The 25,964-nt window shown below is 74.0% G+C and carries 26 protein-coding genes; 21 read left to right on the forward strand and 5 right to left on the reverse strand.

Going from position 1 to position 25,964, the window contains the following annotated elements; genetic code table 11:
• The first annotated feature begins 23 nt into the window (after nt 1-23).
• From KUM03_RS23635 to KUM03_RS23715, 17 genes are all read left to right on the forward strand, one after another.
• Nucleotides 24-539 carry a gas vesicle structural protein GvpA gene (locus KUM03_RS23635; RefSeq protein ID WP_217251288.1) on the forward strand — a complete coding sequence of 172 codons (516 nt, stop codon included), beginning with the start codon at nt 24-26 and terminating at the stop codon, nt 537-539.
• Nucleotides 536-1,363: a GvpL/GvpF family gas vesicle protein gene (locus KUM03_RS23640; protein WP_217251289.1), complete on the forward strand. Its 828-nt coding sequence runs from the start codon at nt 536-538 to the stop codon at nt 1,361-1,363. The genes KUM03_RS23635 and KUM03_RS23640 overlap by 4 nt, the downstream gene beginning before the upstream one ends.
• Nucleotides 1,364-1,367: 4 nt before the next feature.
• Nucleotides 1,368-1,646: a gas vesicle protein GvpG gene (locus KUM03_RS23645; protein ID WP_217251290.1), complete on the forward strand. Its 279-nt coding sequence runs from the start codon at nt 1,368-1,370 to the stop codon at nt 1,644-1,646.
• Nucleotides 1,643-2,206, forward strand: coding sequence for a hypothetical protein (locus tag KUM03_RS23650; RefSeq protein WP_217251291.1), 564 nt, complete (start codon nt 1,643-1,645; stop codon nt 2,204-2,206). The genes KUM03_RS23645 and KUM03_RS23650 overlap by 4 nt, the downstream gene beginning before the upstream one ends.
• Nucleotides 2,203-3,054 carry an SRPBCC family protein gene (locus tag KUM03_RS23655; protein ID WP_217251292.1) on the forward strand — a complete coding sequence of 284 codons (852 nt, stop codon included), beginning with the start codon at nt 2,203-2,205 and terminating at the stop codon, nt 3,052-3,054. Before KUM03_RS23650 ends, KUM03_RS23655 begins: the two co-directional genes overlap by 4 nt.
• A gap of 18 nt (nt 3,055-3,072) precedes the next feature.
• Complete coding sequence (locus KUM03_RS23660) at nt 3,073-3,441, forward strand: gas vesicle protein (protein WP_217251293.1); 369 nt, start codon at nt 3,073-3,075, stop codon at nt 3,439-3,441.
• The gene (locus KUM03_RS23665; RefSeq protein ID WP_217251294.1) at nt 3,438-4,277 is read left to right on the forward strand and encodes a GvpL/GvpF family gas vesicle protein; all 840 of its coding nucleotides are present in this window, start codon (nt 3,438-3,440) and stop codon (nt 4,275-4,277) included. Before KUM03_RS23660 ends, KUM03_RS23665 begins: the two co-directional genes overlap by 4 nt.
• Before the next feature lie 35 nt (nt 4,278-4,312).
• Nucleotides 4,313-4,522 carry a gas vesicle protein gene (locus KUM03_RS23670; protein ID WP_003978205.1) on the forward strand — a complete coding sequence of 70 codons (210 nt, stop codon included), beginning with the start codon at nt 4,313-4,315 and terminating at the stop codon, nt 4,520-4,522.
• A complete protein-coding gene (locus tag KUM03_RS23675; protein WP_217251295.1) occupies nt 4,519-4,812 on the forward strand; it encodes a gas vesicle protein K in 294 nt (97 codons plus the stop codon). The genes KUM03_RS23670 and KUM03_RS23675 overlap by 4 nt, the downstream gene beginning before the upstream one ends.
• An 89-nt stretch (nt 4,813-4,901) precedes the next feature.
• On the forward strand, nt 4,902-5,984 hold the full coding sequence (locus KUM03_RS23680; protein ID WP_217251296.1) for a substrate-binding domain-containing protein: 1,083 nt from the start codon (nt 4,902-4,904) through the stop codon (nt 5,982-5,984).
• Between the two features lie 138 nt (nt 5,985-6,122).
• Nucleotides 6,123-7,454 carry an ABC transporter substrate-binding protein gene (locus tag KUM03_RS23685; RefSeq protein ID WP_217251297.1) on the forward strand — a complete coding sequence of 444 codons (1,332 nt, stop codon included), beginning with the start codon at nt 6,123-6,125 and terminating at the stop codon, nt 7,452-7,454.
• 25 nt (nt 7,455-7,479) lie between these two features.
• A complete protein-coding gene (locus tag KUM03_RS23690; protein ID WP_217251298.1) occupies nt 7,480-8,469 on the forward strand; it encodes a carbohydrate ABC transporter permease in 990 nt (329 codons plus the stop codon).
• Nucleotides 8,466-9,329, forward strand: a complete 864-nt coding sequence (locus tag KUM03_RS23695; protein ID WP_217251299.1) for a carbohydrate ABC transporter permease — start codon at nt 8,466-8,468, stop codon at nt 9,327-9,329. Before KUM03_RS23690 ends, KUM03_RS23695 begins: the two co-directional genes overlap by 4 nt.
• Nucleotides 9,326-10,357, forward strand: a complete 1,032-nt coding sequence (locus tag KUM03_RS23700; protein ID WP_217251300.1) for a hydroxyacid dehydrogenase — start codon at nt 9,326-9,328, stop codon at nt 10,355-10,357. The genes KUM03_RS23695 and KUM03_RS23700 overlap by 4 nt, the downstream gene beginning before the upstream one ends.
• Entirely contained in the window at nt 10,354-12,252 is a 1,899-nt protein-coding gene (locus KUM03_RS23705) for a DUF2264 domain-containing protein (RefSeq protein WP_217251301.1), read from the forward strand. The genes KUM03_RS23700 and KUM03_RS23705 overlap by 4 nt, the downstream gene beginning before the upstream one ends.
• A 138-nt stretch (nt 12,253-12,390) precedes the next feature.
• The gene (locus KUM03_RS23710) at nt 12,391-12,618 is read left to right on the forward strand and encodes a hypothetical protein (RefSeq protein WP_217251302.1); all 228 of its coding nucleotides are present in this window, start codon (nt 12,391-12,393) and stop codon (nt 12,616-12,618) included.
• A 136-nt stretch (nt 12,619-12,754) separates the two neighbouring features.
• Complete coding sequence (locus tag KUM03_RS23715) at nt 12,755-15,034, forward strand: catalase (RefSeq protein WP_217251303.1); 2,280 nt, start codon at nt 12,755-12,757, stop codon at nt 15,032-15,034.
• Between the two features lie 53 nt (nt 15,035-15,087).
• On the opposite strand, the gene KUM03_RS23720 is transcribed toward KUM03_RS23715, so the two are convergent.
• Both KUM03_RS23720 and KUM03_RS23725 read right to left on the reverse strand, forming a co-directional pair.
• The gene (locus tag KUM03_RS23720) at nt 15,088-15,969 is read right to left on the reverse strand and encodes a YegS/Rv2252/BmrU family lipid kinase (RefSeq protein ID WP_217251304.1); all 882 of its coding nucleotides are present in this window, start codon (nt 15,967-15,969) and stop codon (nt 15,088-15,090) included.
• 41 nt (nt 15,970-16,010) lie between these two features.
• Nucleotides 16,011-17,648, reverse strand: coding sequence for an FAD-binding oxidoreductase (locus KUM03_RS23725; RefSeq protein WP_217251305.1), 1,638 nt, complete (start codon nt 17,646-17,648; stop codon nt 16,011-16,013).
• 70 nt (nt 17,649-17,718) lie between these two features.
• Here KUM03_RS23725 and KUM03_RS23730 point away from each other — a divergent pair, with 70 nt between their 5' ends.
• Nucleotides 17,719-18,360, forward strand: coding sequence for a TetR/AcrR family transcriptional regulator (locus tag KUM03_RS23730; RefSeq protein WP_254399727.1), 642 nt, complete (start codon nt 17,719-17,721; stop codon nt 18,358-18,360).
• Nucleotides 18,357-19,943: a glycerol-3-phosphate dehydrogenase/oxidase gene (locus KUM03_RS23735; RefSeq protein WP_217251306.1), complete on the forward strand. Its 1,587-nt coding sequence runs from the start codon at nt 18,357-18,359 to the stop codon at nt 19,941-19,943. The genes KUM03_RS23730 and KUM03_RS23735 overlap by 4 nt, the downstream gene beginning before the upstream one ends.
• Nucleotides 19,944-20,273: 330 nt before the next feature.
• Here the strand turns inward: KUM03_RS23735 and KUM03_RS23740 are convergent, their stop codons facing one another.
• Complete coding sequence (locus KUM03_RS23740) at nt 20,274-20,528, reverse strand: hypothetical protein (RefSeq protein WP_217251438.1); 255 nt, start codon at nt 20,526-20,528, stop codon at nt 20,274-20,276.
• A 186-nt stretch (nt 20,529-20,714) separates the two neighbouring features.
• Between KUM03_RS23740 and KUM03_RS23745 the strand changes: the two genes are divergently transcribed.
• Nucleotides 20,715-21,080 carry an STAS domain-containing protein gene (locus KUM03_RS23745; protein WP_217251307.1) on the forward strand — a complete coding sequence of 122 codons (366 nt, stop codon included), beginning with the start codon at nt 20,715-20,717 and terminating at the stop codon, nt 21,078-21,080.
• An 18-nt stretch (nt 21,081-21,098) separates the two neighbouring features.
• On the opposite strand, the gene KUM03_RS23750 is transcribed toward KUM03_RS23745, so the two are convergent.
• Nucleotides 21,099-21,527, reverse strand: coding sequence for an ATP-binding protein (locus KUM03_RS23750; protein WP_217251308.1), 429 nt, complete (start codon nt 21,525-21,527; stop codon nt 21,099-21,101).
• 219 nt (nt 21,528-21,746) lie between these two features.
• Nucleotides 21,747-23,120, reverse strand: a complete 1,374-nt coding sequence (locus tag KUM03_RS23755) for an endo-1,4-beta-xylanase (RefSeq protein ID WP_217251309.1) — start codon at nt 23,118-23,120, stop codon at nt 21,747-21,749.
• Between the two features lie 238 nt (nt 23,121-23,358).
• Between KUM03_RS23755 and KUM03_RS23760 the strand changes: the two genes are divergently transcribed.
• The gene (locus KUM03_RS23760; protein WP_217251310.1) at nt 23,359-25,914 is read left to right on the forward strand and encodes a SpoIIE family protein phosphatase; all 2,556 of its coding nucleotides are present in this window, start codon (nt 23,359-23,361) and stop codon (nt 25,912-25,914) included.
• The last annotated feature ends 50 nt before the right edge of the window (nt 25,915-25,964 follow it).

The following is a 25,964-nucleotide window of genomic DNA, read 5'->3' on the forward strand; positions in this document are numbered from 1 at the left end:
CCCGCACCCGGAAGGACCACCGCATGATCACCTACGACGACGAAGTCGTCTGCGCGCCCCGCGCCGGCACCCTCTACGACGTCCTGGAACTGATCCTCGACCGCGGCATGGTGATCGACGTCTTCGTGCGCGTCTCACTGGTCGGCATCGAGATCCTCAAGGTGGACGCCCGCATCGTCGTCGCGAGCGTCGACACGTACCTGCGGTTCGCCGAGGCCTGCAACCGGCTGGACCTGGAGCACGACGTGCGCTCCAAGACCGTGCCCGAGATGTTCGGCTCCCCGGTCGCCAAGACGATAGGCCGGGCCGGCGCCAAGCGGACGGCCCGCTCCCTGACCGACAAGGTGCGCGACATCCTCACGCCCGAGGAGGAGGCGGCAGAGGAGGAGGACACCCGCTCCCGCGCTCCGGAACGGGAGCCCGCGGAGCGCGGCCGGAGCAGTCCCGAGCGGCCTCGCCGCCGGCCGGCCGCACGCCCCCGCGACGAGGACGACCGCCCGCGCAGCCGCCGCCGGCGCACGGAGACGGAGGACGAATGACCGCGCCAGCCACCACCAGTACCGCGACCACCACCGGTACCGCGACCACCACGGGAACCGCGACCACCACCGGTACCGCCACCACGACCGCCACCGTCCGCAAGGCCCTGTACGTCTACGGCATCACCCCCGCCGGGGTCCGGGTTCCCCGTTCCCCGGGCGTCGACGGCGCCCCGGTGCGGCTGCTGACCGGCTCGGGCCTGTGCGCCGCGGTGTCGCCGGCGCCCGTACGGCTGCGGCCCCGGCGCCGGGATCTGCTGGCGCACCAGGCCGTACTCGACGAACTGGCCGCCCAAGGGCCGCTGCTGCCCATGCGCTTCGCCGTCCTCAGTCCCCGGCCCGACGCGCTGCTCTCCCAGCTGCGGGCGGACGCCGCCCACCTGTCGCGGCAGCTCGACGAGGTGCGCGGGTGCGTGGAACTCAACGTCAAGGGGACGGTCGTACCCGGTCACTTCGCCGAGCTGGTCCGCCGGGACGAGGGACTGCGGTCCCTGGCCCTGCGCACCCGGCGCCGTCCGGACTACGAGGCCAACGTCCGGCTGGGCGAGGCGATCGCCCGGAGTGTCCGCCGCGAGGCACGACGGGCGGCACGGGAGGTGTTCGACCGCCTGACCCCGCTCGCGGTGCGCTCCGTACAGGGCCGTACCGATGACGAGCAGGTGCTCAGCGTCTCGTTCCTGCTGCGCTCGGCCGACGAGCAACGCTTCCGTCAGGAAGTGGACACCCTGGCGCGCGGCCACGGTGACCGGCTGGCGCTCAGTCTGACCGGGCCCCTGCCGTGCTACAGCTTCGTCGACCCGGGTCCCGCAGAGGCCGGGCGGTGATGCCGTGGGCATCGTGAGCGGCCTCCTGCTGCTGCCTCTCGCCCCGGTGCGCGGCACGGCGTGGATCGCCGACCACCTGCTCCAGGAGGCCCGGCGCCAGGCCCACGACCCGCGCGTCGTCCAGGCGCGGCTGGCCGCCCTCAACCGGGCCTTGGACGAGGGCGCCTTGGACGAGGCGGCGTTCGAGCGGGAGGAGGAGCGTCTGCTCACCCTCCTCGAACGCCCGGCCCGGCCGGGCGGCCGCACCACCACCACGCATCGAGCGCAGAGAAGGCACGTATGAACGACAGCAAGGCGGCCCTGGCGGCGGCCGTGGCCGGCGGATATCTCATGGGCCGCACGAAGAAGGCCAAACTCGCCTTGGCGGTCGGTTCCTACCTCATGGGCCGGCGTATCGGCCTCTCCCCCGGGCAGGTCCTTTCCCAAAGCATGTCCGGGCTCCAGCGGAACCCACAGATCCAAGAACTGACGGACCAGCTGCGCGGCGAGCTGCTCACCGCCGGGCGCACGGCCGCCACCGCCGCGGCGAACCGTACCCTCACCGGCCTCGCGGACAACCTCCGCGACCGCACCGACGCACTCACGGGCGCGGGCCGGAGGGACGACGGCTACGACGCGGACTACGAGGACCACACGGACGAGGGTGGTCCGGACGAGGACGCCTACTTCGACGAGGAGGACCGGGAGGAGGCCCGGCGGGCCGCGCCGCCCCGGAAGGCTGCCAAGAAGGCGCCTCCGCGCAAGACCGCGCCTCCCGCGAAGACCGCGAAGAAGGCCGCCAAGAAAACCGCGCCGGCGAAGCGGACCGCGAGCCCGGGGTGGCGCGGAGGTGAGCGCGGATGAGCCCCGACCGGCAGGGCGACGGCGGGCCGTCCCCCCTCGGCGACCTCAAGGACGCGCTCGGCGGCTACCTCTCCGCCACGGGGCACAGCCTCGTCGGCAAGGCGGGGGAACGGATCGGCGGACTGACCGAGCGCCTCACCGCCTCCGCCGACGGCGGTGGTTCCGGCGGCGGAGGCGGCTCCGGGAGCAGCGGTGCCGGCGGTGGCAGCGTCAAGGCGACGCACATCATGGAGAGCGTCGACATCGGCGTCCCCCTGCGCACCGTCTACGACCAGTGGACGCAGCTCCAGGACTTCAGCGGTTTCACCAAGGGCGTCCAGAGTGTCAGCCCCCACGACGAGGTGACCTCGGACTGGACCGCCAAGATCGCTTTTTCGACCCGCAGTTGGAAGGCGACCGTCCAGGAACAGACCCCCGACCAGCGGATCGTCTGGACCTCCGAGGGTGCCAAGGGCAGTACCAACGGGGTGGTCACCTTCCACGAACTGGCGCCCCGGCTGACCCGGGTCGTCGTGGTCGTCGAGTACTACCCGGCGGGCTTCTTCGAGAAGACCGGCAACCTCTGGCGCGCCCAGGGACGCCGGCTGCGACTGGACCTCAAGCACTTCGCCCGGCACGTGACCCTGATGGGCGACGACGAGGAGATCGAGGGCTGGCGCGGCGAGATCCGCGACGGGGAGGTCGTCCGGAGCCACGAGGAGGCGCTGGAGGAGGAGTACGAGGACGACGAGGAGGAGGAAGACGAGGACGACGACGCTCGTGACGACGAGTACGACGACGATGAAGACGAAGACGAAGACGACGAGGGCGAGTACGAGGACCGCGGACATGCCCGCCCCCGTCGCTGACCACTCGGGGAGTACACGGTGACGGACCTCGACCACCGCTACGCGGCCCCGGACACCCAGCCCTACGCACCCGTCACCGGCAACCTCGCCGACCTCCTCGAACGGGTCCTCGACAAGGGCATCGTCATCGCCGGAGACATCAAGATCGACCTGTTGGACATCGAACTGCTCACCATCCGCCTGCGCCTGTTCATCGCCTCGGTGGACACCGCGAAGAAGGCGGGCATCGACTGGTGGGAGACCGACCCGGCACTGTCCTCCCGGGCCGCGCGGGAAGCGCTCGCCGAGGAGAACGCGCGGTTGCGGGCCCGGCTCGACGCCCTGGAGGACGTCTTGGAGGAAGCGCCCGGCGGGGACGCCGAGGACGAGAAGGAGGTCGCACGGTGAGCGAGTACCCCGCCGGACCGGCGACCCCGGGCCTCGTGTGCGCCTTCGCCGTCACTCGCACCGCGCCGTCCGGCGCCGACCTGGCCGCGGCCACCGGCCACGAGGAGGGCGGCCCGCTGCGCGTCCTGCGCGCGGGCGGCCTGTGCCTGGTCGTGCAGGACGTTCCGGCCGCGCTGTTCGACGAGGAGGCGCTGGCCGAGCGCCTGAACCGGCCCGACGACCTGGAGCGCTGCGCCCGCGCCCATCACCGGGGCGTGGCGGCCGCCGCCGCCCGCGGCCCGGTCGTACCGCTGCCGATGGCGACCCTGTACCGCGGCGACCGGAACGCGGAGCAGGCCGTGGCCGTCCGGGAGGCGGCCCTGGACGCGCTGCTCGACCGTCTCCGGGACCGCACGGAGTGGGCGGTGAAGGTGCACGCCGTCGAGGGGCCGGCGGAGCCCGCCGCCGGTTGTGGTGCTCCCCGCGACCGGGGCGCCGGTGGGCGTGACTACCTCAGCCGGGCCAGCGCACGGCGCCGCGACCGGCGCGACGGGCACGCCAAGGCACAGGCCGAGGCGGAGGCCGTGGACGCGGAACTGAGGCGGTACGCCGTCGCCGCGACCCGGCACCGGCCGCAGAGCGAGCGGCTCACCGGCCGCCGCTCCCCGCAGGTGCTCAACGTCGCCTACCTGGTGCAGGACGCGGAGTCGGCCGCCTTCACCCGCGCGCTGTCCCGGCTCACCGCCGACGGGCGGCTCACGGCCGTGGAGGTCGCCGCGTCCGGCCCCTGGATCCCGTACTCGTTCGCCCGCTGGGACGAGGAACCGGAGCGCGCGCCGCAGGTGGTGGGCGCGTGATCGGCCCGGACACCCGCACGCCGGGCCCCGAGCCCGTGCCGTGGGGCGGCCCTGAGCCGTACGCGCCGGTGGGCGTGCCGCTGGTCGACCTCCTGGACCGGGTGCTGGCCACCGGTGTCGTCGTCAGCGGGGACCTGGTGCTGGCCGTCGCGGACGTGCCGCTGGTGCGGATCTCGCTGCACGCGCTGCTGTCGTCGGTGAACGAACGGGTGCCCGCCCCCTGGCCGGACAGCGGGCCGCTGTGAGCGCGCCCCGGGCCCACTCCCTCGACCTGGACCCGGAGCGGGTCACCAACGACCTGGCCGCTCTGGTCCTCACCGTCGTGGAGCTGTTGCGCCAGCTGATGGAGCGCCAGGCCGTACGCCGCTTCGACGAGGGGACGCTGAGCGGGGAGCAGGAGGAACGGCTCGGTACGGCGTTGATGCTGCTCGACGAGCGGATGGACGACCTGTGCGCACAGCACGGCCTCAGCCGCGGCGACCTGAACCTGGATCTGGGCCCGCTGGGGCCGCTCCTCGCGGACCCGGAGCCGTAGCGCAGCCCCGGTAAGCGCGGGCCCCCCTTGAGCGATCGCTATGATGACCCTGAATCGCTCAAACGAACATCACGGGGGTGGGAGGCCTGATGCGGGAGCCGGTCGATCTCAGGCGCCAGCGGATTCTGGCGGCGGTCCAGGCGCGGGGTACCGCGCGGGTGCGCGATCTCGCCGACGAGTTGCAGGTCTCCGTGGTGACGGTGCGCCGCGACGTGGAGGAGCTGACGCGCGAGGGCAGGCTGCGCCGCGGGCACGGCGTCGTCCGGTCGACGCTGCCCGCCCAGGAGGCGCCGGCCAGGGAGGCCGCCGACGGGGACCGGGTGGCGGTGGTGGTGCCGGAGCGGCACTCGTACCTGACCGAGACACTGCACGGGGCGCGCACGGTGCTGGAGGAGGCCGGGGTGCGCCTGGCCCTGCACATCGCGCCACAGGCGGCGGGCGCGGAGCACCCGCTGGTCGAGCGCGCCCTCGCGGACGGCGCCCGGGGCCTGCTGCTCGCACCCCGATGGAACAGCCTGGCCGTCGAGGAGGCGGACCACGCCTGGCTGGCCGGGCTTCAGGTGCCGACGGTACTCATGGAGCGCAGGCCACGGCGCGGCAGTGCGCCGCACGTGCTGGACTCGGTGTGCTCGGACCACTGGTACGGCGCGCACCTCGCGGTGGAGCACCTGGTGGGGCTCGGGCACCGCCGCATCGTGTTCGCAACCCGGGACGACAGCCCGACCGCCCGTACGCTGCGGTCCGCGCTGGCCGAGATCGCCGCCGCGCACCCGCTGGTGGAGGAGTGGGCGTGGGCGCTGAGCACCCCGGAGTCGGGGCCGGAGGGGCCGTACTCGGCGGACGAGACGGCCGAACTTCCGGTGCTGCTGCGCAAGACGGGGGCGAGTGCGGTCGTGCTGCACGGTGACGTGGACGCGTTGATGATCGTGCAGCGGCTGGCGGCCGAGGGCGTGCGGGTACCGCAGGACTGCTCGGTCGTGGCGTACGACGACGTGGTGGCGGGTCTGGCCACTCCCCCGCTGACCGCCGTGTCCCCGCCCCGGGCCGAGGTCGGCAGGGTCGCCGCCGAGCTGCTGCTCCGGCGTCTGCGGGAGAGCGCGCCCGGGCCCACGAGCCGTGTCGAACTGCTGCCCCGGCTGATGGTGCGCGGCTCGACCGCCGCGAAGGAATGAGGCCGGGTATGAGCGTTTGAACGCTTTATTTTCTTCTGATCGATCTATTGACCGTTTGTGCTGGAGGCTTCAGGATTCCCGTGTCCCGAACAGTCGGGCCCGCACCCACGCGGGCCCGCAGGAGCCGCGGGAGGCGCCATGCCCGGACGACCCAGCCGTCGCTCCGTGCTCGCCGCGATGGCCGCCGTACCCCTGACAGGAGCCGTGAGCGCCTGCAGCGGGGGGAACGGATCATCGTCGGCCCGCACGGGCGGCGTCACGCGCATCACCTTCTGGTCCGCCCTGCGCGGCAGCCAGGAGGTGGTCGACGAGTTCAACCGTACCCACCGCAGCATCCAAGTGGAGTTCAACCAGATCCCGTCCGGCGGGCAGGGCGGCTACGCCAAGCTCAGCAACGCCGCCCGGGCGGGCAACGCGCCCGACGTCGCCACCATCGAGTATCCGCAGGTGCCGGGGTACGCCATCGACGGCGTCGCCCGTGACATCACCGACCTCGTCGGCGACGGCCTGCGCAGCAAGCTGCTGCCGCAGTCGCTCGGGCTGACCACCTTCGAGGGCCGGGTGTTCAGCGTGCCGCTGGACGTCGAGCCCATGGTCATGCACTACCGCGCCGACCTCTTCGACCGCTACGGGCTCCGGCCCGCCCGCACCTGGGACGAGTTCGCCGAGCAGGCCGCGACCGTGCGCCGCGAGGCACCCGACCGCAGGCTGGTGCTGTTCCCCACCGACGGGATGACGCAGTTCGCCTGCTACGCCTGGCAGGCGGGTGCCCAGTGGTTCGACACCTCCAAGGGTGCCTGGAACGTCTCCCTCGCCGACGCGCCCTCCCGGCGGGTCGCCGAGTACTGGCAGGGTCTGATCGACCGGGACGACGTGTTCATGAACGCCGTCGAGAGCCGCCAGTCCGACGCGCAGATCGCGAACGGCCTGGTCCTGACCCGGCTCAGCGGCGCCTGGGACGCGGGCGCGCAGATGAACGCGCGGCCGGGGCAGAAGGGCCAATGGCGGATCGCCCCGATGCCGCAGTGGGACACCGACAGCCCCTCCGCCGGCACGCACGGCGGCTCCACCTTCGCCGTCACCGAGGACAGCGAACATCCCGAGGCCGCCATGGAGTTCATCGAGTGGCAGGTCTCCCACCCCGACGCCCTGCGGGCCCGGCTGTCCAGCGGCACCAGCAGCCAGTACCCGGCCGCGCCCGGCCTGGTCTCCGTAGGACGCGAGGCGTTCGACCGGTCGTACTACGGCGGTCAGGACATCTACACCCTGTTCGAGCGGGAGGCCGAGAAGATCGGCGAGCAGTGGCTGTGGGGGCCGCGGATGAGCGCCACGCAGAAGGTCATGCAGGACTCCTTCGCCCGCGTCAGCGGCGGTCAGGGCTCCCTCGTCGAGTCGCTGCGCGCAGCCCAGGAGGGCACCATGCCCGACCTCAAGGCCCTCGGCCTGTCCACCACCCAGCACAGCACCTGAGCCGACGAAAGGCAGGTGACACCCCATGACCACGACCACCCACACCCGGGTGCCGGCCGGCGCCTCCCCCGCCAGTACCCCGGCGCCCTCCGCGTCCGGGCAGCGCGCCCGCAGAGCGGCCAAGCGCCGTCAGCTGACCGCCGCCGGCGTGCTGATGACGCCGTTCTTCGCCCTGCTGGTCACCGTCTTCCTGATCCCCGTCGGCACGGCCGTCTACCTGAGCTTCTTCAGCGACGACCAGCCCGGCCTCGGCTTCGGCCCCGAACGCCGGATCTTCGTGGGGCTGCGCTCCTACGCGGCCGTGCTCACCGACCCGACCTTCCTCGGCGGACTCGGCACGGTCGCCCTGTACTGCCTGATCTACATCCCGCTCATGGTCGTCGGCGCGCTCGCCCTCGCCCTGCTGCTGGACTCCGGCGTGGTCCGGCTGCGCGCCTTCGCCCAGCTCGGCCTGTTCCTGCCGCACGCCGTGCCCGGCATCATCGCGGCGCTGATCTGGCTGTACCTGTACACGCCCGGCATCAGCCCGGTGATCGAGCTGTTCGCCCAGGGCGACATCACCATCGACTTCCTCGGCGTGCACACCGTGATCCCGTCCATCGTGAACATCGCGCTGTGGAGCAACCTCGGCTACAACATGGTGGTCTTCTACGCCGCATTGCAGGCCGTGCCGCGCGAGGTGATCGAGGCGTCCGTGGTGGACGGCGCGGGACCGGTGCGCACCGCGCTCCAGGTGAAGACGCCCCTGGTGCGCGCCTCGATCGTGATGGTCTCGATCTTCACGCTGATCTGGGCGCTCCAGCTCTTCACCGAGCCGATGCTGCTCAGCCAGTCCTCCCCGATGATCAGCTCCCGGTTCTCGCCCAGCATGTACATCTACGACGCGGCGTTCACCCGCAACAACTACAGCCTCGCGGCGGCCGCCTCGGTCGTCCTGCTCGTCTGCACCATCGCCCTGTCCTACGGCGTCACCCGCTTCACCAGCCGCGCCGACGTCACGGAGGAGGCCCGATGAGCGCCACCGACAGCTCCCTGCTCCGCCCGGGACTGCTGGGCCGCGCGACGGTCAACGCGGTCGTCGCGATCTCCGTCCTCTACACCCTGCTGCCCGTGCTGTGGCTGGTGCTCGCCGCCACCAAGAACCGGGACGCGCTCTTCAGCAGCGACCTGCTGTCCCTCAGCGACTTCTCCTTCTTCCAGAACCTCCAGGACCTGTTCGCCATGGACGGCGGGCTGTACGGCCGCTGGTACGTCAACAGCCTGCTGTACGCGGTGGTGGGCGCGGCCGTCGGCGCGCTGGTGAGCGTGGCCTGCGGCTACGCCTTCGACAAGTACAGCTTCCGGCACAAGGAGAAGCTGTTCGGTCTGGTCCTGGCGGCGGTCATGGTGCCGCAGACGGTGCTCGCGCTGCCGCTGTACCTGATGGCGTCCGAGACCGGCCTGGTCAACACCTTCTGGGCGGTCTTCATCCCGGTGCTGTTCAACCCGTTCGGCGTCTACCTCGGCCGCATCTTCGCGCGGGGCTACGTGCCCGACGAGGTGCTGGAGGCGGCGCGCGTGGACGGGGCCGGCGAGCTGACCACGTACGCCCGGGTGGCGCTCAGGATGCTCGGGCCCGGTCTGATCACCGTATTCCTCTTCCAGCTGACCGCGATCTGGAACAACTTCTTCCTGCCCATGGTGATGCTGTCCGACCAGGACCTGTATCCCGTCAGTCTCGGCCTGTACCAGTGGAACAGCGCGGCGTCCGTGTCGCCGGAGTACTACCCCGTGGTGATCATGGGTTCGCTGCTCGCCGTACTGCCGCTCATCCTCGCCTTCGTCCTGCTCCAGCGCTTCTGGCGGAGCGGGCTGACCGCCGGAGCCGTCAAGTGACCCTGCACTCCCCCGGTCCCGGATTCCGGCCCCGTGCCGCCGTGGCCATGTCCCGGGACGCCGCCTCGGCCGTCCTCGACCCGCAATCGCTCGCCGCCTTCCGCCGGGTGTGCGACCTCGCGCCGTTCCCGGTCCTCGACGACCTGTCCACGCCACGGGCCGCCTCCGTGCTGGCCGACGTGGACCTGCTGGTCACCGGCTGGGGCTGTCCGCGGCTGGACGAGGCCGTGCTGCGGAGCGCACCCCGGCTGCGGGCCGTGGTGCACACGGCGGGCAGCGTCCGCGGACACGTCACCGACGCGTGCTGGGAGCGGGGGATCGAGGTCTCCTCGGCCGCCGCGGCCAACGCGCTGCCGGTGGCCGAGTACACGCTCTCCATGATCCTGCTCACCGGCAAGCGGGTGCTGGAGCGGGCCCGCGACTACCGGGTGTCCCGGGAGCGCGGCAACTGGCTGCGCACCCCGCGCGGCGTCGGCAACTACCGCCGTACGGTCGGCATCCTGTCGGCCTCGCTGATCGGGCGCCGCGTCGTCGAGCTGCTGCGCCCGCACGACGTGGACGTGCTCCTGCACGACCCGTACGTGAGCGACGCGGACGCCGCCGGACTCGGTGTCGAACTCGTGACGCTGCCCGAGCTGTTCGCGCGCTGCGACACCGTCAGCGTGCACACGCCGCTGCTGCCGACCACCCGCGGTCTGGTCGGCCGTGCGCTGATCGACGCGATGCGGCCCGACGCGGTGCTGATCAACACCTCCAGGGGCGCGGTCGTCGACCAGGACGCGCTCACGGACGCCGTCGCGCAGGGCCGCATCCGGGCGGTGCTGGACGTCACCGACCCCGAGGTACTGCCGCCGGACCATCCGCTGTGGGAGTGCGACAACGCGCTGATCACCCCGCACCTCGCCGGCTCCGAGGGCAACGAGTGGCGCCGCCTGGCCGACCTCGCCCTCGCCGAGACCACCCACTGGGCGTCGGGTGCCGGCTTCCTCCATCCCGTACGACGCGAAAGGCTGGCGTTCCTGGCATGAGCATCCCGTTCGAACTGCCCACCGAGGACCGTGCGCCGAGCCCGTACACCGGGTACACCCGGGCCCACTGGGAAGCCGTCGCGGACGGGCTGCTGTGGGCCGCGTGGCGCTGGAGCACCCCGGGCCGCGCCCTGCTGGACCTGCCGGGGCGCCCCTCGCGCTCGGGCGTGCGCTCCGACGGACTGGAGGGCTTCGCGCGGACGTTCCTCGCGGCGGCCTTCCGGGTCGCCGGCGCCGACGGCGACGACCCGCACGGCTGGCTGGACCGCTACGCGCGCGGCCTCGACTCGGGCACCCGCACGCCCGGCCGCGAGGACACCGAGTCCTGGCCGCTGATCCTCGACCACGACGTGCAGGGCCAGCCGATGGTCGAGTCGGCGTCGGTCGCGCTCGGGCTGCGGCTGACCGCGCCCTGGCTGTGGAAGAACCTCGACGCCGGGGTGCAGGACCGGGTGGAGGAGTGGCTGCGCGGGGCGCTCAGGCACGTGCCGGCTCCGAACAACTGGTACCTGTTCCCGTACACGGTGGCCGGGTTCCTGGAGTCGGTCGGCCGCGGGGACGCGGAGACCGCCGCGGCCCGGGAGCGGGCGCTGGAGCTGATGGAGGGCTGGTACCGGGGCGAGGGCTGGTACGCCGACGGCGACGGACGCGCCTTCGACCACTACAACGGCTGGGCGCTGCACCTGTACCCGGTGCTCGACGCCCACCTGGCCGGTGACACCGGGCCGGTCGCCGCCCGGTACGGGGAGCGGCTGCGCACGCACCTCGACGGCTTCGCGCTGATGTTCGGCGCGGACGGGGCGCCGCTGCACTACGGCCGTTCGCTCGCCTACCGCTTCGCGGCCTCCGCGGCCGTGGGGCTGGGCGCGGTCACCGGGCACACGCCGCTGACGCCGGGAATGTCGCGGCGACTGGCGAGCGGCAGTCTGCGCTACTTCCTGGAGCGGGGTGCGCTGACCGACGACGGGCTGCTCTCCCTGGGCTGGCACGGCCCCCACGAGGCCACTCTCCAGCCGTACTCGGGCCCGGCCTCCCCGTACTGGGCGTCGAAGGCGTTCGTGTCGCTCCTGGCCCCCGCCGACCACCCGCTGTGGACGGCCACCGAGGAGGCGGCCCCGGTGGAGGAGGCGGACCGCGTGCTCGCCCTGCCGGCACCCGGGCTGCTGCTCCAGGCGACGCGCGCCGACGGGATCGTACGGCTGCACAACCACGGCAGCGACCACGTCCGTCCGCACGAGGGCGAGGTGGCCGCCGAGGACGACCCGCACTACGGCCGGCAGGCCTACTCGACCCGGACCGGGCCCACCGCCGTCACGAACGTCGCGGACAACCACCTCTCGGTGCACGTGAACGGCCGCGGCAGTGTGCGGCGTCGCGTCCACCCGCTCGGCGCGGGGCAGGGCGAGGGATGGGGCTGGGCGGCGTCCTGGCACCGGCCGGTGTTCGCCGGCGGGCCCCCGATGGTGCCGGGGCTGCGGGTGGAGAGCGTGACCGTGGCCAAGGGACCGTACGAGCTGCGGGTGCACCGGGTGACCGGGGCGCCGCCCGGCGCGCGCGTGACGCACACCGGGTGGGCCACCGGCCCCGAGGAGCCCCTGGTCTCGGCGCTGCACGGACTGCACGGCTGGAACTCCGAGCCCGAGACCGTCCGCGCCCCGCAGGGCACCGCGTACACGCAGTGGGCCGAGCTGCCCCGGCTGTCCGGCGAGGCGGGCGGTACCTCCCTGCACGTCTGCCTGGCCGCGCTCGCCGGCGAACCGGGGCCCGGCCCGCTGGCGGACGCCGTCACGGAGGTCGTGCCCGGCGAGCGGGAGGTCGAGGTGGTCTGGGCGGACGGCGGCGGGCGCACCCGCGTCTCGTTCGAGCCGGTGCGGGTGACGCACACGGCGGAGTGACGCGCTCACCCGCTCAGTGCAGGGAGGGCCCCGGCCGGCGCGACCGGTCGGGGCCCTCCCTCGTGCGCGCGTCTGAAGTGGCGGACCGCGCCGCGCCCGGTGACGCTGGTACGGCACCGGCGAGAAGGAGCCCCACTGATGCGCAAGTCCCTGTGGGCCGTGGTCACGGCCCTGACCGTGCCGGTGCTCTGCGCGGCTCCCGCCGCGGCCTCCGGGTCCCCCGCCGCGCACCTCCCGGCCGACGTGACGGCGACCGAGTGCATCCAGGGCGGCGGACTGATCGTCGTCTCGGTCGACCAGTCGGGGACGGGGTCCTTCACGAAACGCTGTCAGGGCGGCGTGCACGACGGGGAGTCCGTCACCTGAGACGACCGCGTCCGTTCCCTCGCGCCCATGCCTTGAGTCCCGCTCACTGGGTACGCGGTCACGGCCCACCACGGCAGTCGGTACCCGAACACGACCGGCCGCGTGCAGCGGCCCGCCCAGAACGGAGAAGAGGCTGATGAGCGAGGCCAACCCCCTCAAGCGGGTAGCCCACAAGGTCACCGAGAGCCTGCAGGGCGACGGTGGCGGACCGGCGGACGGTGTCCCCGGCAAGCCCGGGCCCGAGTCGCCGCCCGTCGCCGAACCCACCGAGCCCCGGGAGCCGCTGCCCCCGAAGCCGGACCAGAGCGGCCCGGACACCGTCTCGCCGACCGGCCAGCCCACGGGCGCCGACCAGGCCCGCGTCGCGCAGTCCGGCGCCTACCTGACGAACGCTCAGGGCACGCGGCTGTACGACACCGACCACTCGCTCAAGGCCGGGCCGCGCGGTCCCGTGCTGCTGCAGGACCACCACCTGCGCGAGAAGGTCATGCACTTCGACCACGAGCGCATCCCGGAGCGCGTGGTGCACGCCCGCGGCGCCGGAGCGCACGGCGTCTTCCAGAGCTACGGCACGGCGGCCTCCGTGACCAAGGCGGCGTTCCTCGCCGACGACGTGGAGACGCCCGTGTTCACGCGGTTCTCCACGGTGGTCGGCTCGCGGGGGTCGTCGGACACCGTGCGGGACACCCGCGGGTTCGCGACGAAGTTCTACACCAGTGAGGGCGTCTTCGACCTGGTCGGGAACAACATCCCGGTCTTCTTCATCCAGGACGCGATCAAGTTCCCGGACGTGGTGCACGCCGCGAAGCCGCACCCGGACCGGGAGATCCCGCAGGCGCAGAGCGCGCACGACACCTTCTGGGACTTCGTCTCGCTGCACACCGAGGCGACCCACCACACCATCTTCTTCATGGGCGACCGCGGCATCCCGCGCTCCTTCCGGATGATGGAGGGCTTCGGCGTCCACACCTTCCGGCTGGTCAACGCCGCGGGTGAGACGACGCTGGTGAAGTTCCACTGGAAGCCGAAGCTGGGCGTGCACTCCCTGGTGTGGGACGAGGCGCAGCTCATCAACGGCGTCGACCCGGACTTCCACCGCCGGGACCTGGCGGACGCGATCGAGGCGGGCGCGTACCCGCAGTGGGAGCTGGGCATCCAGACCTTCCCCGACAACCCGGAGCAGACCTTCGAGGGCATCGACCTGCTGGACCCGACCAACATCGTGCCCGAGGAGCTGGCGCCGGTGCAGCCGGTCGGGCTGCTGACGCTGAACCGCAACCCGTCCAACTTCTTCGCCGAGACCGAGCAGATCGCCTTCCACGTCGGCCACCTGGTCCCCGGCATCGACATCACCGACGACCCGCTGCTCGCGGGGCGGCTGTTCTCGTACCTGGACACGCAGATCACCCGGCTCGGCGGGCCCAACTTCCCGCAGCTGCCCATCAACCGTCCGCAGGCGCCGGTCAACGACATGCTGCGCGACGGCATGCACCAGACGGCGGTGCACCGGGGGGTGGCGCCGTACCGGCCCAACTCCCTGGACGGCGGCTGCCCGTTCACGGCCGGGGCCGCCGAGGGGGCGTACATCGAGGCGCCGGTACGGGTCCCCGAGGCGACCAAGGTGCGCGAGGCGCCGGAGTCGTTCGCGGACCACTTCAGCCAGCCCCGGCGCTTCTGGCTGAGCATGAGCCCGGTGGAGCGCGAGCACATCATCGGCGCCTACACCTTCGAGTTGGGCAAGTGCTACGAGCAGCCGATCCGGGAGCGGACCCTCCAGGTGCTGGCCAACATCGACCCGGAGCTGTGCGCGGGTGTCGCCGAGGGCCTGGGCCTGCCCGCGCCGCAGCCGACCGTGCCGCTGGCCGACGTCGAGCCGAGCCCGGCACTGTCGCAGGTCGGCCGGACCTGGCCCACCGACGGCCGCGTCGTCGGCATCGTCACGGGCGGGGGCGACCTGGAGGGCGTGAACGCCGTGCGGCAGGCGGTGCTGAACGCGGGCATGGTGCCGCTGGTGGTGGCGCCGACCGGCGGCACCCTCGGCTCGGGCGACGCCGCGCTGACCGTACAGCGCAGCTACGTCACCGCGCGCTCCGTCGAGTTCGACGCCGTGCTGCTGGCGGGGGCGCCGGACATGGGCAGCGACGCGTACACCCCGCGCGACTACAAGTCCGGGCCGGCGCCCGCGCGGCCGGCGACGACCGACCCGCGGGTGAGCCTGCTGGTGTCGGAGGCGTTCCGGCACGGCAAGGCGATCGGCGTCTGGGCGGGCGGCGAGGTCGCGCTGGAGGCGTCGGGGGTTCCGGCCGACGCTCCCGGTGTGGTCGTCGCCGACTCCGGCACGGCGGCCCTGGAGCAGGTCACCGAACTGCTGGGCTCGCACCGGGTCTGGGAACGGTTCACCACTCCCCGGGGCTGAGAGCCGCACCCGCCGGGCCGGTCACCGAGACGGTGGCCGGCCCGGCGGCGTGTTCAGCACAGGACGCGCAGCGCCCCGGGCAGCACCCTGGCCGTGACCGGGACGACGGCCTCGACCTCGCCGTCGGCGCCGTACGGTATGGCCCGGTCGGCCTCGATGCGGACCTCCTTCCCGCGCAGGACGCGGACCTGGGGGCGGCGGACGTGGGCGCCCGACGCGAGCTCGTTCATGAGGGCGAAGAACAGCCGCCGGGGCGCCTGGTGGATCATCACGACGTCCAGCAGGCCGTCGTCGACCCGGGCGGCGGGGGCGATGCGGCGGTTGAAGCCGTAGTAACCGGAGTTGGCGGCCACCGTGGTGTAGCCGGTGAAGGCGTGCTCCTCGCCGTCGACGGTGACGCGGTAGCGGGTGGCGCGCCAGCCGGTGACGGCGCGCAGGGCACCCGCGTAGTAGGAGGCGGCACCGCGCAGCAGGCGCGTCTCGTTGGCGTGGCGGTTGGCGAGCGCGTCGACACCGGCGTAGACGCTGCCGAGCACGGCGGTGCGGTCGTGGACGGCGGAGGTGACCTCGATGGTGTCGACGGGGCGCGGCTCGCCCCGCAGCAGCACCTCGGCGAGGGCGGTGGGCTCGGTGGGCAGGCCCAGGGCGCGCGCGAAGTCGTTGCCGCGGCCGGCCGGGACGAGCCCCAGCGTCGCCCCGGTGCCGCTGAGGGCGCCGCCGATCCCGCCGGCCATGCCGTCGCCGCCGACGGCGAGCACCACCCGGCCGCGCTCCCCGGCCCGCCGGGCGATCTCCCGGGCGTGGCCGAGGCTGCGGCTGTACTCCGTCTCCAGCCCCGCGCCCGCCTCCCGCAGCAGCCGGGCGACCCCGAGCAGCGCGGCGGCCGAGGTGGCGCCGCCCGCGGTGGGGTTGACGACGGCGGTGAACTGTCGCATCGATGTGCCTCCGGGCTGAGGGGTGGTGCCGGACGGTTGTCTCACGGGTGGGGGTGCGACGGCGGGCGGGGTCCGTCCTCGGGCAGCAGGACACCCGGGCTGAGCACTCCCGCCGGGTCCAGGCTCCGCTTGACGGCGCTCAGGGCCGCCACGCCGAGGGGCCCCGCCTCCCGGACGTACCAGTCGCGGTGGTCGGTGCCGACGCCGTGGTGGTGGGTGATGGTGCCGCCCGCGGCACCGATCGCCTCGTTGGCGGCGTGCTTGGCCCGGGTCCAGTGCGCCACGGCGTCCTCGCCCTGGGCGGAGACGACGGTGAAGTACAGCGAGGCGCCGTTCTCGTAGACGTGCGAGATGTGGCACATGACCAGCGGCGGTGTGCCGGCCTCGGTGAGGGTGCCGGTGAGCGCGTCGCGGACGGCGGTGTAGAGGGCGGGTATGCGGGACCAGTAGGTCGCGGTCTCCAGGGTCTCGGCGAGGGCGCCGGCGTCGAGCAGCGAGTCGCGCAGGTACGGCGCCGAGTAGCGGCCGTGGGCCCAGCGCTCCCCCGGCTCGTCCCCGGCGAAGGTGCCGCCGCACTCGCGCAGGACGGCGGCGGCGCCCTCGCGGCGGTACGCGGTGTCCTGCTCGGTGCCCTCGAAGCCGACGACGGCCAGGCAGCCGGCGTCCTGCCGGTCGAGGGAGGCGCCGATGGCGTCGGGCTGGGCGAGGCCGATCAGGGTCTCGGTCTCGTCGGACAGCCGCAGCACCGTGGGACGGGGGCCGTCCTGGGCGAGACGGCGCAGGGCGGCGGCGCCCGCGTCGAAGGAGGCGAAGCGCCAGCCCTCGTAGCGGCGGACCTCCGGCAGGGGGCGGATGCGCACGGTGACCGACGTGATGACGCCGAAGGCGCCCTCGGAGCCCAGGATCAGCTGGCGCAGGTCGGGTCCGGCCGCCGAGCGCGGGGCGCGGCCGGTGTCGAGAGTGCCCTCGGGGGTGGCGAGGGTGAGGCCGAGGACCATCTCGTCGAAGCGTCCGTAGCCGGCGGAGGCCTGTCCGCTGGAGCGGGTCGCGGCGAAGCCGCCGATGGTGGCCCACTCGTAGGACTGCGGGAAGTGGCCGAGGGTGTAGCCCCGTTCGGCGAGCAGCGCCTCGGCCTCGGGGGCGCGCAGGCCGGGTTGCAGGGTGGCGGTGCGGGAGACCTCGTCGAGGTCGAGCAGGCGGTTCATGTGCCGCAGGTCGAGGGCGACGAAGCCGGCGCGTCCCGACCGGCCTTCGGGGGCGAGGCCGCCGACGACGGAGGTGCCGCCGCCGAAGGGGACGAGGGCCAGGCCGTGCCGGGCGCAGGCGTCGAGTACGGCGAGCACCTCGTCGTGGCCGTCCGGGAGGACGACGGCGGCCGGGGCGTCGGTGGTGTCGCCGGCCCGCATCCGCAGCAGGTCGGGGGTGGACTTGCCGCGGGTGTGGCGGACGCGGGTCTCGGCGTCGGTGCGCACCCGGTCCGGGCGGTCGCCGACGGCGGCCTCCAGGTCGCGGCGGGCGGCTTCGTCAAGCGGCGACGCGGGTACGCCGATCCCTTCCAGCGGGACGGGGGCGGTGTCGCGGGGCTTCACGCCGAGCAGCTCGCGCAGCACCCCGGTCACCGTGTCGGGCAGCGGCGTCGCCCTGGCCGGGTCGCCCCAGCCGTTCCACAGCATGTCCATTGCCTGTCGTCCTCACGGTCGGTTCGGGGGATGCCGTCTGCGCGGCCCCTGGGGCGTTACACTGTTACACATGACGCCCAACCGTCACAACAACTCGGACCGCAACTCGGACCGCAACTCGGACCGGCCGAACGCCTCGGACAACGACACCGTGCTGGACGCCGTGCGCGACTGCGTACTGGCCGTCGGGGTCCGCCGCACGACGATGACCGACGTGGCCCGCCGCGCCGGCGTCTCCCGGATGACGCTGTACCGGCGCTGGCCGGACGTGCGGACCCTGGTCGGCGACCTGATGACCCGCGAGTGGATCGCGGTGGCCACCGGCGCCATCCCCGAACCGCGGCCGGACCTAGACACCCGCCCGCGCATCGTCGAGGGACTGGTCACCGGAGTGGAGGCGTTCCGCGCGCATCCGCTCTTCCGCAAGATCGTCGACGTAGATCCCGAGCTGCTGCTCCCGTACGTCCTCGACCGGCGCGGGGCGAGCCAGGAGGCGCTGCTGGAACTGCTGGCCGGCGGGCTGGCCGAGGGCCACGCCGACGGGTCGGTGCGCCCGGCCCACACCGGACGGCAGGCGCGGTCCGTCCTGCTGGTCGTCCAGTCCTTCGCCCTGTCGCTGCGCACCATGACCGACGAGGACGACGCCGAGCTGACCCCCGAGGCCTTCCTCGGGGAACTGCGCACCATCCTGGAGAGGACCCTCGCCCCATGAGCCCGACCAGCAGCAGCCCCGCCGCCGGGGCCTCCCTGTCCGCCGCGCGGCGCTCGCGCGAGCTCACCGAGGCGGTGGGCGGTCCCGTCGTGGACGTCCTGGTCGTCGGGCTCGGCGCGACGGGCGCCGGTGTCGCCCTGGACGCGGCGGCCCGGGGCCTGAGCGTGGTCGCGGTGGACGCCCACGACCTGGCCTTCGGCACCTCCCGCTGGAGCTCCAAGCTCATCCACGGCGGCCTGCGCTACCTCGCCTCCGCGCAGTTGGACGTGGCCCACGAGAGCGCGGTCGAGCGCGGGGTGCTGATGGAGCGTACGGCTCCGCACCTGGTGCACGCCCAGCCGTTCGTGCTGCCGCTGACGCCGCTGGTGTCGCGGGGGCAGGCCGCGCTGGCGTGGGCCGGGTTCCGGGCCGGGGACACGCTGCGGCTGGCGGCGCGCACCGCGCGGGCCACGCTGCCCGCGCCGCGCCGGCTGTCCGCCGTGGAGACCCGTCACCTGGCCCCGGCCCTGCGCTCCGACCGGCTGCGCGGCGGGCTGCTGTCCTGGGACGGCCGGCTCACGGACGACGCCCGCCTGGTGACCGCGCTCGCCCGGACCGCCGCCGCGCGCGGCGCCCGCGTGCTGACCCGGGTGCGGGCGCTGGAGCTGACCGCGTCCGGCGCCCGGATACGCGACGAGCTCACCGGGGAGGAGGGCGAGATCCGCGCCCGCGCGGTGATCAACGCCTCCGGGGTGTGGGCCGGTGACCTCGTCGACGGCATCCGCGTCCGCCCCTCCCGCGGCACCCACCTGGTCCTGCGCTCCGACCGGCTCGGCCCGCTGCCCGCCGGTCTGCACGTGCCGGTCCCCGGGGAGACCAACCGCTTCGTGCTGGTGCTGCCCCAGGGCGACGGGCGGGTCTACGTCGGTCTGACCGACGAGCCCGTGGAGGGCGAGGTGCCGGACGTTCCCGAGGTGCCCGAGACCGACGTGGGCTTCCTGCTGGACGTGCTCGGTTCCGTGCTGGACGTGCCGGTGCACCGCGAGGACGTCGTGGGCGCCTTCGCGGGCCTGCGTCCCCTGCTGGACACAACGGCCGCCGACCGGTCCGGCGGCGCTCCCCGCACGGCGGACGTCTCCCGCCGGCACGCGGTGCTCACCTCCCCGGAGGGCGTGGTCACCGTGGTGGGCGGCAAGCTCACCACGTACCGGCGCATGGCCGAGGACGCCGTGGACGCCGCCGTCGCCGCCCGCCGCCTCGCCGCCGGCCCGTCCCCCACGGCCGCGCTGCCGCTGGTCGGCGCCGCCGCACCGCACGCCCTGGCCGCGCTGCGGGCACCGCGCCGCCTGGTCCGCCGCTACGGCGCCGAGGCGCCGGCCGTCCACGCCCTCGCCGCCCGCGACCCCCGGCTCGGCGAGCGGGTCCTGCCGGACCACCCCGTCACGGGCGCCGAACTCCTGTGGGCCCTGCGTCACGAGGGAGCCCTCGACGAGTCCGACCTCCTCGACCGCCGCACCCGCATCGGCCTGGTCCCCGAGGACCGGGCCGCGGCGCTGGACGCCGTACGCGGTCTGCTGGACGAGACCGTGGCCGGGCGGGTGTGACACCAGCCCGGCACCGACGGGCACGCACGGCGGCCCGCTCCGGGCCGGCAGGACGGACACCTCCGGGAGCCCGACGGTCCGTACCGCCGGACTGACGCGGGCGGTCCCAGCGGGTTCGGAGGCCGGTGGCGGGCCGCCCCGGTCGCGCGGCTCGCCACCGGGCGGCCCGAGGGCCGGGCAACCCGCGGAGCGGGAGACCCGTGTTCCGGGACCGGAGGAAGCCCCGCTCCCGGCCGGGTGCGGGGCTTCCCGATGGTCGGATGTGCCGGATGTGCCGGATCGGTCGGGCGGGCCCGAAGAGGCGTTCGCGGGTCGGACCGCCCCCGTCGGTCAGGAGCCCTGGCCCCCGTCCTGGACTGCCTTGTGGACCTTCGCCTCGATCTTGTGCCGGGACTGACCACCCTCCTTCACGTACTCGGTCATAGCGGTCTGCGCGTCCCGGTCGAGGTCGCGCCAGGCCCGTACGGCGGTCTCGTAGGTGTTCGACTGCCGCGGGGTCCACTGATGCTGTGTAGGAGGCCCGTACGAGTCCCGCAGCGTCTCGACCCGGTGGCGGGCCTGGTCCGCCGCACGACGCTTGTGCACGAGCTCCTCGAATGTATGAGCCACCACACCTCGACCGTAGTCAGAGGAACCCCTTCGCGCGCGCCGAGCCCGAGACCCCGGGCCCTGGAGGGCCCGGGCTGTGCGCAAGTGGCCCCCGCCGGCCCCGAAGGGCCTTAACATCAAGCCACCGACGACGTGCCGGGCATATGCGGGAGATGAGGGAACGTGGCGGACATCGAGGGAGCGGCAGTACCGGAGCGGCTGCTGATCACCCGTACCACCACGGGAGACGGCGTCAGCGTCGTCACCCTCGCCGGGGAGGTCGACCTGGACGGCAGCAGTCAGCTCCGCGACGTGCTGCTGTCCTGCGTGCAGACGGCGCCGGGCACGGTGGTCGACTTCGCGGAGGTGGCCTTCCTCGACTCCAGCGGCATCAACGTGCTCATCGCCGCCCACCAGGCCGCCGAGTCCCGCGGCGTCTGGTTCCGGCTCGCCGCACCCCGGCACGCCGTCGAGCGCGTACTGCGCCTCGTGGGCGTCGACGGCCTCATCGCCTGCTTCCCGACGGTCGAACGGGCCCTGGCCGCCTGAGTCGCCGGCCGGGCGGCGTCAGCGCAGCGGCAGGCGGGCGTAGACCGTCTTGCCCGTCGCGTGCGGCTTGGTGATGACCTCGTCGCACAGGCGGGTCACGATCTCCAGCCCGTGCCGGCCGACCCGCAGGGGATCACGGGGCAGGAACGTGGGGAACCCCTCCCCCGTGTCCGACACGGCGATCTCCACACCGTCGTCCACCAGGGTCAGCTCCAGCCGGCAGGGACCGGGGGCGTGCCGGAGCGCGTTCGTCACCAGTTCGCTGGCGACGAGGCGGGCGGCGTCCAGGAAGCCGTCGGCCAGGTCCACGCCCCGCTCCCCGAGCCGGTCGACGAAGCCGTGCACGACGTCCCGGGAGGCCGGGATCATCGCCGAGCCGCCCCTGAACTCCACCACCGAGGACACGGCCGAGGCGTCCGCGGCATCGGGTCTGTGCGCCGGAGTCATACAGAGCCTCACCGTCCGGTCCGGGGCCGGGTAGGGAGAGCGCGGGCCCCGGCTCCTCACGATACGCACCGGGACCGTCACCACAGTCTCTTTGCCCCAACTTCCGCCGGACGCGCCGTTTTTCGGACAGTCCCGGGCTGAGTGCGCCGGAAAGAACGCCGTCCCGGTCGGTCCCGGGCACCGGGCCTCGTCACGACGCGGCCCGGTGCGCCGGGCGGGTCAGGAGGCGGTGCAGCCGCCGACCACGGGGGCGGCGTCGCTGCCGTTCTTCGTCACCGTGAAGCCGAAGCTGGTCGACGCGCCGGCCGCCAGGGTGCCGTTCCAGCTCGGCCGCGCGGTCATGACGTTGCCGTTCCAGGCCGGCGTGGCGTTCCAGGTGGCCTGGACCCGCTGCGACGCCGGGAAGGTGACGGTCGCCGCCCAGGAGCCGATCGGCTCGCTGCCCGCGGTGATGGTGACCTGGCCGTTGTAGCCGCTGCTCCAGTCCGCGGTCCTGGTGTAGGTGGCGGTGCAGGTCGCGGTTCCGTCGCCGGGGTCGCCGCCGCCGTCGTCACCGCCTCCGGTGCCGCCGAGGGCGGTCAGGACGGCGTCGTACGCGGGCTTCGCCTCGTAGTTCCCGTCGAACAGGAGCGGGGTGCCGCCGCTGCGCCACGAGTACTTGTCGGTGACGCCCCACACGGTGATGCCGGTGCAGCGGTCCACGGCGAGGCAGGCCTCGACGACGCGGGCGTAGTTGTCGGCCTGGGCGGCGCCGGAGCCCTCGATGTCCAGCTCGGTGATCTGCACGTCGACGCCGAGGTCGGCGAAGCGCTGAAGGTTGGCCTGTAGGTCGGCCGGGACCGGGGAGTTGCTGTTGAAGTGGCCCTGGAAGCCGACGCAGTCGATGGGCACGCCGCGGGACTTGAAGTCCTTGACCATGTTGTAGACGGCGGTGCTCTTCGCGTTGACGCCGTCGGTGTTGTAGTCGTTGTAGCAGAGCTTGGCGGCGGGGTCGGCGGCGCGGGCGGTGCGGAACGCCTCCTCGATGTAGCCGTCGCCCAGCTTGTCCTGGAAGGGCGAGCTGCGCCGGGCGCCGCTGCCGCCGTCCTGGAACGCCTCGTTGACGACGTCCCAGCTGTGGATCTGGCCCTTGTAGTGGCCCATGACGCGGTTGATGTGGTCGTTCATGGCGGTGCGCAGGTCGGCGGCGCCCAGGCCGCCCACCCAGGAGGGCAGTTGGGAGTGCCAGACGAGGGTGTGGCCGCGGACGTCCATGCCCTGTGCCTGGGCGTGGTCGACCACCCGGTCGGCGGCCGAGAAGGTGAAGGTGCCGCGGGTGGGCTCGGTGGCGTCCCACTTCATCTCGTTCTCGGGCGTCGCGGAGTTGAACTCGCGGTTCAGCGTGGAGACGTAGCCGGCCTCGCCGAGGTGGCTCGCCGCGACGGCGGTGCCGAAGTAGCGGCCCTGGGCCGCTGCCGCGGAGCCGAGCGTGTCGGCGGCGGCGAGCCCGGTGGGCGGGGCGGCCTCGGCGGAGTGGGCCGCGGCGGTGAGCGCGGCCGCGGCGACGAGTCCGGCGGTGGCCGCTCTCGACAGACGTAGGAAAGTCATGCGCATGTCATCCCGTTCCTCGAATCGGTGTGCGGGAGTCGTTCGGAGTCGCCCGGAGAAAGCCGGAGTCTCCGAAAGTTTCGGAGAGATTTCCGAATGTCGCGGAGGAGGTTACGGACTCTCGTCCCCGCGGTCAACGCCCCGTCGCGGTCACCCGTGCGGCCCCATCGCGTGCGCGGTGCCGGTGGGGTGGCGCATTCTTGCTGTGTCGCCCGCGTGACGGCGCACGGACGAGGTGGGGCCGATGAGTGCAGGCGCCGAGGACGCAGGCCGGATGCCGGGAAGGCTGACGGCGCTGCTCGTCGACGCCTGTGCGCAGGCGATCAGCGCGGCCGGCGGCTACGCGGGCGGGATCTACCTGCCCTCCCGCACCCCCGGGCTGCTGCGGCTCGCCGTCCTCGCCGGACTGCCCGGACCGCTGTTCCGACCCTGGTGGCGGCTGCACGCCGACAGTCCGTTCCCGGTGGCCGACGCCTACCGGCTCGGCACCCGCGTGGTGCTGCCCAACGCGGCCGAGACGATGCGCCGTTACCCGCAGTTCGCGGCCGGTCTGCCGTTCCCCTTCGGGTCCCTGTACGTGCCCGTCGCCGGCGCCGCGCGGACGTACGGCGTCCTGACCGTCCTGCGCCCCTCGGCCTCCGACACCGCCGAGGTGCTGGAGGGCCTGAACCGGATGGAAGAGGCGGCGCGGGAACTCGGCGCGCTGCTGGACCGGTCGGCCGGGCGCCGGGACGCGCCGCCCGTGCTCTGGGACGGTGAACCGCTGTGCCTGCGGCCGCCGCCGTCCGCGCGGCACCCGCAGCACGCCGGAAGTTTCGCCTGGGACCCCGGCTCCGGCGCCGTCACCGTCGACGAGCCGCTGTGCGCCCTGCTCGGGCTGGCCGAAAACACCCGGGACCCGGTCGTCACACTCGACGCGCTCACCGGCGCGCTGACGCCCGACGACGGGCACCGCATCGCCGCGGCGCTGCGGCAGACGGCCGCCGGCCTGCCGCCCCCGCTGCCCCTGTACGCGCGCGCCGCGGACGGCACGCTGCGCCTGGTGGAACTGTGGCGACCGCAGGCGGCTCCCCACGCCGGCGGCCCGGTGCGGGGCGTCGTGCGCGAGCCGTCCGGCGGCACCGTCGCGGACGCCGCGGCCGACCTGCTGCCGGACGGCGTGTTCTGCGTGGACCGGCTGGGCACCGTCGTCTACGCCAATCCGCGCGCCGCCCGGCTGCTGGGCCTGCCCCGGTCCCGGCTGCTCGGCCACTCCCTGTGGGAGGCCGTGCCCTGGCTGGACCAGGCCGCCTACGAGGACCACCTGCGCGGCGCCCTGCTCTCCCCGGACCCGGTCCACTTCCACGTCCGGCGCCCGCCCGACGACAGCCGCCGGGCCACCCCGCAGCCCTACGAGGGCGACTGGCTCGCGGTCTCCGTGCATCCCGGGCGGGACCTGCTGACCGGAACGCTCCGCCCGGCCAACCGGGTGGCCGACGCGTCCGCCGGTCTCACACCCGAGCACGGCCCGGCGCGGGCGGCGCCCGGGGCCGACGACCCCGGACCCACCGCCGTCGCCACCACGCCGCCCGTGTACCGGCCCATCGTCCTGGCCGTGGCCCTGACCGAGGCGGTCACCGCCCGCCAGGTGGCCGCCGTGGTCGTACGGGAACTGCTGCCCGCGTTCGGCGGCCGCCGGCTCGCCATCTACCTGCTCCAGGAACGGCACCTGTACCTGGCGTGGGAGACGGGCTTCCCGCCGGGCTTCCTCGCCCCCTTCGAGGGGGTGGCCCTCGACGCCCGGCTGCCCGGGGTCGAGACGCTGACCAGCGGCCGCCCGCTCTTCTTCGACTCGATGCAGGCGCTGGCCGCCGCGTACCCGGGCATTCCGCTGGACGCCACGGAGGGCGCCCGCGCCTTCCTTCCGCTGATCGCCTCCGGCCGCCCGGTCGGCTCCTGCATCCTGGGCTTCGACCGTGCCCGGAGCTTCGGCACCGAGGAGCGCTCCGTGCTCACCGCCCTCGCCGGGGTGATCGCCCAGGCGATGGAGAAGGCCAGGCGCTACGAGTCCGAGACCGCGCTCGCCCGCGGCCTGCAGCGGGCGCTGCTGCCCCGCCGGCTCCCGGCGCACCCGCTGCTGGAGACCGCCGGGCGCTATCTGCCCGGCACCCAGGGCATGGAGGTGGGCGGGGACTGGTACGACGTGGTCGCCTCGGGCGACGGCATGGCACTGGTCATCGGCGACGTGCAGGGGCATGGCGTGCAGGCGGCGGCCACCATGGGGCAACTGCGCAGCGCCGTGCGCGCCTTCGCCCTCGGGGACCGTCCGCCCGACGAGGTGCTCGGCGGCGTCAACCACCTGCTGACCGACCTGGACCCGGGCCTGTTCGCGAGCTGCTGCTACATCCGGCTTGACCCGGCCACCGGACGGGCCTGCGCGGCCCGCGCGGGTCACCCGCCGCCGCTGCTGCGCCACCCGGACGGACGCACCGAGCCCGTGGACCTGCCCGGCGGGATGGTGCTCGGGGTGGACCCCGGCGCGCCGTACCCGCTGACCGAGTTCCGGGTCGAGCCCGGCGCCGTCCTCGCCCTGTACACCGACGGGCTGGTGGAGCGGCCCGGCGCCGACATCGACGACGGCATCACCGCCCTCGGGCTGGCCCTGGCCAGGGAGGGCGCGCCCGCGACGGGGGCGGACGGCCGCTCGCTCGCGGGCATCGCCGACCGGCTCACCCGCACCGCGCGCCGCACCGAGGACCGCCCCGACGACATCGCCCTGCTGCTCGCCACGCGCCACTCGCGGCACCGGAGTCCCCGGTGAGCGCGGGCCCGGACCTGCCCGTGCCGGGCACCTCCGTCACCGGGGGCGCC

Origin of the sequence: Streptomyces sp. AC602_WCS936 (assembly GCF_019049125.1) — a bacterium.
GTDB lineage: Bacteria > Actinomycetota > Actinomycetes > Streptomycetales > Streptomycetaceae > Streptomyces.